A 5,498-nucleotide genomic window follows, 5' to 3' on the forward strand; every position below is an offset into this window, starting at 1 on the left:
TCAGAAATCGCTGAAAATAGCTCTCGCCCGACAATAATTGCTTTAGCATCGACGAGCTCAAAACTGTGGCGTAACACCGCGGCGCGCTGACTGGTATTGATGAGCGCACTCACGGCCCCTATTTTGGCAATCGCAGCAACACAGGCCAATAGCTCTGGGCGATTCTCCATAAAAACAGCAATGACATCACCTTTGCCGTAACCAGAGTTCAGAAGTGATCGCGCAAGTCGGTTAACCCACTGATTGAAGATCTGGTAAGTAAATTCCCGCTCTTCGAAAATTAACGCAAGCCCTTGCGGATTTCTTGAGGCCGACTGCTCAAGACAAACCCCCATCCCGGCAGGGTAATCACCTGGTTTTCGGCTCGCGATATACATTCCCTTGACTCTCTTGGGCGTACCTTTGATAAAAGCCGGTAGCTTAGAAACAAAACGAGGAAATGAGATGGTATTCGCCACTGCTTCAGTATCTGCGTTACACTTGGATATCGGGGCCATAAATTAGCTCTTTTTATTAGTTCGGCGCTTTACATCATCGGAAATTTACTTAGGAAAGACACTCATCTAATCGGCGAATAATTGATTTCTCAATTTTGGATTTAAGAGGCATAAGTAAGAAACCCAGCTCCATTTTCAGGTCAACCTGTTGTGGTAGCACTGTCATTCGCCCCTTAGCTCCAGCACCTTTGAAGCGCACTGTATCACCTTCCCAATGATATTTAACACCAAATTCCTCAGCCAAACTGACGACCATATCTTCGGAAATCTTCTTAATTTCATCGTGAGCCAAATGATGCTCTCGAACAACCTGTATCACTGACATATATTTTTCTCTAATCTGTTTACTGCTCTAGCCCTAACTTTGAACTTCTTCCAAAACGCGGCTCAATTAGACGCCCTAAATCTTTAAGCTAACGAAGCGCTTTCTATTCGGGCGAAACCCGACAGTTTACCTCGATTGCTCTTGATGCAAAACAACTGCCTAGCAAAGTTCATTCATTTACCTACAAGTCATGATAGTTTTCCTGACACAGCAGAGTTAGAATGAGCACAATTTTTAGATCCGCGTTACATATAGATGAGTATAGCCCATGACCCAAGAGTCTCACACACAAGATTCACAGGCCCAGCAATCACAAGATGACACTACCCACTTTGGCTTTAAAAATGTCAAAGCTGAAGAGAAAGCAGGAAAAGTCGCTGATGTTTTTCATTCGGTTGCCAGCAAATACGACATCATGAATGATTTGATGTCTTTAGGCATTCACCGCGTATGGAAGAAGTTAACGATCGAATCCAGTGGTGTCCGTCCGGGACATAAGGTCTTGGATATTGCAGGTGGAACGGGAGACCTGACCATGCAATTCTCCAAACGCGTTGGTGAACAAGGGCAAGTTATTCTCGCCGATATTAATTCATCCATGCTGAATGTCGGGCGTGACCGTTTACTAGACAGAGGCTACGGCAGCAACATCGATTTTGTTCAAGCCAACGCCGAAACACTCCCTTTTCCAGACAACTATTTTAATTGTGTCAGCATCGCCTTTGGCCTTAGAAATGTGACAGATAAAGACAAGGCACTAGCCTCAATGGCACGCGTATTAAAACCAGGCGGCAGACTATTGGTTCTTGAGTTTTCCAAGCCAAAGAATGACCTGCTCAGTAAAGTTTACGACCAGTACTCTTTCAAGGCTCTGCCTTTAATGGGGCGTTTGATCACCAATGATAGTGAAAGCTATCAATACTTGGCAGAGTCTATTCGCATGCACCCTGACCAGGAAACCTTAAAAGGTATGATGGAAAACGCAGGCTTTGCCAATTGTCGTTATCACAACATGAGCGGCGGCATTGTTGCTCTACATACGGGTATAAAACCTTAAGATGAGCCTTATGGACACTAAGCGGCTAACTAAAATTGCAGTTACTATTGAAAGTGCAATCAATACAGCTCTTTCAATGGACCCTGCGGCTCAGAAACATTTAAAACGCCTTAGAGACTGTGTGCTAGCCATTAGTGTCAGTTCCCCTAGCAAAGTTATCTATGTGGGCGTTGAAGAGCAAAACGAAGCCCAAAGTAACGAGTCAGACGATAACACCCAAGTGGTTTATCGAGTTGCCATACTCCCCGCTCAGGACCATTCCAGCGTTCAGATCAAAGGTTCCTTACTGTCCTTTATTAAACTTGCTAGCTCTAAGGACAAAAGCTTACTCTTCAAAACCAACGAAATTCAACTAAGTGGCGAATCTGTCAGAATTCAACAAATTCAGGCATTCCTTAGCATCGTCAGTGTTGACTGGGAAGGCATTCTCGCTTCTGTTATCGGCGATATTCCCGCACATATTATCGGCACCTCTATTCGCCAAAGTTTGAGTTTTGGCAAAAACCTGACTCAATCTTTGATCAGAGATGCGGAAGAGTTTATTAAGTATGAATTACGCCTGTTTCCAAATAAGGCTGCTGCTAAAAAGCAATTTGCAGCGATCGACAAGCTCTATCAGGCAAGCGAAGCTTTAGAGAAGAAAATTAAGGCTCGACTTGGTGATAAGTCAAATCAAGATAGCACTGTTAGCCAAGAGCAAACGACCAATTAACGCATAAATAAGAGATCAATAAACTCCGTGTCGAAGTTATTACTACTTACCAAACTCCGCAGAATATTCGTGATTCTGTGGGTCATTAGTCGCTACCGCCTAGACGAGTTTATTCCGCTTGCTCAGCTCCCCTTAAGCGCCAGACTACTTCTAATTCTTGCACCTTGGCACTTTTTTCCAAAACCGAAGATGTCTCGCGGTGAGCGAACCCGCTTAGCTTTGGAAACTCTGGGCCCTATCTTCATTAAGTTTGGACAGATACTCTCTACCCGACGCGACTTGCTACCTGATGATATTGCGGATCACCTCAAAAACCTACAGGATCAGGTCACGCCGTTTTCAGGAGCTATATCCAAGGCTTTAATTGAAAAAGGCTTGGGGAAGAAGGTTGGAGAAGTATTCCAAGAGTTTGACGATGAACCACTAGCTACCGCTTCCATTGCACAAGTACATAGCGCCACGCTACATTCAGGTAAAGAGGTAGTCGTCAAAGTCATTCGTCCTGGCATTGAGCGAACCATCGACCAAGATATTGCCGTCATGCTGTTCTTTGCTCTGGTTCTGGAAAACTATTGGGTGGATGGTAAGCGACTTCACCCGGTACAGGTCGTAAGAGATTATGAAAAAACAATTTACGATGAGCTCGACCTGCAAAGGGAAGCAGCAAATGCCTCCCAGATCCGTAGAAACTTTCTAGATTCTGAACTGATCTACATCCCGGAAATTCATTGGGACTACACTAACCAGCACGTTCTGGTCATGGAACGGGTGTATGGTATTCCTGTTGCTGACGTTGACGCGCTGAGAACCGCCGGGGTCAACCTGAAAGCACTTGCCGAACGCGGCGTAGAGATCTTCTTTACTCAAGTATTTCGCGATAGCTTCTTTCATGCTGACATGCACCCTGGAAACATATTCGTCTCGTCAAAGAATCCTCACAACCCGCAATACATTGCCATCGACTTTGGTATCGTTGGCACACTAACGCCTGAGGATCAAAACTACCTCGCACGCAATCTGCTCGCCTTCTTCAAGCGTGACTACAAAATGGTTGCCGAGTTACATATTTCATCAGGCTGGGTTCCTGAGGACACACGTGCAGACGAGTTTGAATCAGCCATCCGTACGGTTTGCGAGCCTATTTTCGAACGCCCGCTAAAAGACATATCCTTTGGACAGTTTCTGCTGCGCTTGTTCCAAACAGCGCGTCGCTTCAATATGGAAGTTCAACCCCAGCTTGTACTGTTGCAAAAAACCCTACTAAACATCGAGGGCTTAGGGCGGCAGCTCTATCCAGACCTGGATCTTTGGAACACGGCACAACCTTATCTAGAAAAATGGATGAAACAGCGCATCGCACCACCTGGTGTTTGGAAAAACGTTAAACAGCACTTGCCTGAGTGGCTTGAACAGTCACCAGAAGTGCCCAAGTTGATATTTGATGCCATGAATCAAATTAAGCACTTAGATAGCTTTACACAAAAGCGCGAACAGCAAACTATCCAGCTAAAAAATGACATAAATCTACAGCGCAAACAAACAAAAGACTATATGATAGGTGGTACCTTGTTGGTGCTAGCCATTGCCCTAAGTAAACCAGACACACAGCAGTGGTTAACAAATTTAACCTGGTCTGAAATCGGGCCAGCAATAGTCGGTGCGTACTTTATATTCCGCACCAAACGAATCACGAAATAACAGGCAGTTTAGTTACCATGTCTACGGTTTTAGAACAGTTAACAGAAGTTTTGGCCGAGCGTCGACAAGCCGATGCCAGCAGCTCTTATGTTGCCAGCCTACACGCCAAAGGCTTAAATAAAATATTGGAAAAGGTCGGTGAAGAGTGCACCGAAGCAATTCTTGCAGCCAAAGATGCTCAGGATGACGAAGGTAAGAAAGCCTTAGTCTATGAAACCGCTGATTTATGGTTTCACAGCCTGGTAATGCTTTCACACCTGGACCTCGAAGCTAAGGACATCCTTCAAGAACTTGAGCGTCGTTTTGACTTATCAGGCCTTGAAGAAAAAGCATCTCGTAAACAGAAATAGGAGAAGGTTATGGGTATCAGTCCAATGCAGCTACTGATTATATTATTGATCGTAGCACTTATTTTCGGCACCAAGAAACTACGCAATATGGGCGGAGACTTGGGTGGCGCCGTAAAAGGCTTTAAAAAAGCCATAAAAGATGATGAGAAAGCCGCTGTAGAAAAGAAAGACAGCGACATCATCGAAGGCAAAGCTGAAAAAGTCGAAAGCAATGATAAAGAGCAACAAAAGTAACCCTGATCAGGCACTAGCTATCGAATACTATGTTTGACGTTGGTTTTTTAGAGCTCGTCTTAATCGCTATCATCGGCCTATTGGTTTTAGGACCCGAGCGCCTGCCCGTTGCCGCTAGAACTCTGGGTCGCTGGTTTGGCAAAGCACGCCGCATGACCAGCCAGTTCACTCAGGAAATAAATCGCCAGATAGAACTCGAAGACCTAAAAAGCGAGCTTAAAAAGCAGGGCGAGAGTTTGGACATTAATGAAGATGTCGAAATGATCCAGAATACCGTTAAAGACGCCCTCAAAGAAGCTGAAGAGTTCGAGCCCTTACCAAGAGATGAGTATGACAAGCTGTTTCAGGCACCAAAAGAGCCTGATTCGTCAAAAGACCTTCAAAGCAATACGCAAAACGACAAGCCTAAGCAGTCATAACATGGCCTCCGTAATAAGCTAAGCATAGTAAAGACATGAGTAAGACTTCTGACAACGCAACTGAAAACGACACTGTAGTCGACCAAGGCCAGCCTCTAATCAGCCATCTGATAGAATTGCGCACACGCCTCCTGCGTTCTGTGCTTTGCGTTATATTGATCTTCGCAGGCCTTTACTATTTTGCCAACGATATCTACCTGATTGTC

At 45.0% G+C, this 5,498-nt stretch carries 8 protein-coding genes; 6 read left to right on the top strand and 2 right to left on the bottom strand.

Annotation, left to right across the window (positions count from 1 at the left end; genetic code table 11):
• Positions 1-497: AMP-binding protein (locus A3761_RS13550; protein WP_156491839.1), on the bottom strand; the 497-nt coding region annotated here is incomplete at its 3' end.
• Positions 498-546: 49 nt separating this feature from the next.
• Positions 547-822, bottom strand: a complete 276-nt coding sequence (locus A3761_RS13555; protein ID WP_068516730.1) for a polyhydroxyalkanoic acid system family protein — start codon at positions 820-822, stop codon at positions 547-549.
• 268 nt (positions 823-1,090) lie between these two features.
• On the opposite strand from A3761_RS13555, the gene ubiE reads away from it, so the two are divergent.
• Genes ubiE through tatB form a run of 6 tightly spaced genes read left to right on the top strand, consistent with a single transcriptional unit; the run spans position 1,091 to position 5,292 of the window.
• Positions 1,091-1,879, top strand: a complete 789-nt coding sequence (gene ubiE / locus A3761_RS13560) for a bifunctional demethylmenaquinone methyltransferase/2-methoxy-6-polyprenyl-1,4-benzoquinol methylase UbiE (RefSeq protein WP_068516050.1) — start codon at positions 1,091-1,093, stop codon at positions 1,877-1,879.
• 10 nt (positions 1,880-1,889) lie between these two features.
• Entirely contained in the window at positions 1,890-2,591 is a 702-nt protein-coding gene (locus A3761_RS13565) for an SCP2 domain-containing protein (protein ID WP_068516727.1), read from the top strand.
• A 27-nt stretch (positions 2,592-2,618) separates the two neighbouring features.
• Entirely contained in the window at positions 2,619-4,289 is a 1,671-nt protein-coding gene (gene ubiB / locus A3761_RS13570) for a ubiquinone biosynthesis regulatory protein kinase UbiB (protein WP_068739573.1), read from the top strand.
• Between the two features lie 17 nt (positions 4,290-4,306).
• Positions 4,307-4,639, top strand: a complete 333-nt coding sequence (locus A3761_RS13575) for a phosphoribosyl-ATP diphosphatase (RefSeq protein WP_068512015.1) — start codon at positions 4,307-4,309, stop codon at positions 4,637-4,639.
• 9 nt (positions 4,640-4,648) lie between these two features.
• Positions 4,649-4,873, top strand: coding sequence for a twin-arginine translocase TatA/TatE family subunit (gene tatA, locus A3761_RS13580; RefSeq protein WP_068512005.1), 225 nt, complete (start codon positions 4,649-4,651; stop codon positions 4,871-4,873).
• Positions 4,874-4,902: 29 nt separating this feature from the next.
• Entirely contained in the window at positions 4,903-5,292 is a 390-nt protein-coding gene (tatB, locus tag A3761_RS13585) for a Sec-independent protein translocase protein TatB (protein WP_068512008.1), read from the top strand.
• Positions 5,293-5,498 lie beyond the last annotated feature (206 nt).

This window comes from Oleiphilus sp. HI0123 (assembly GCF_001635315.1).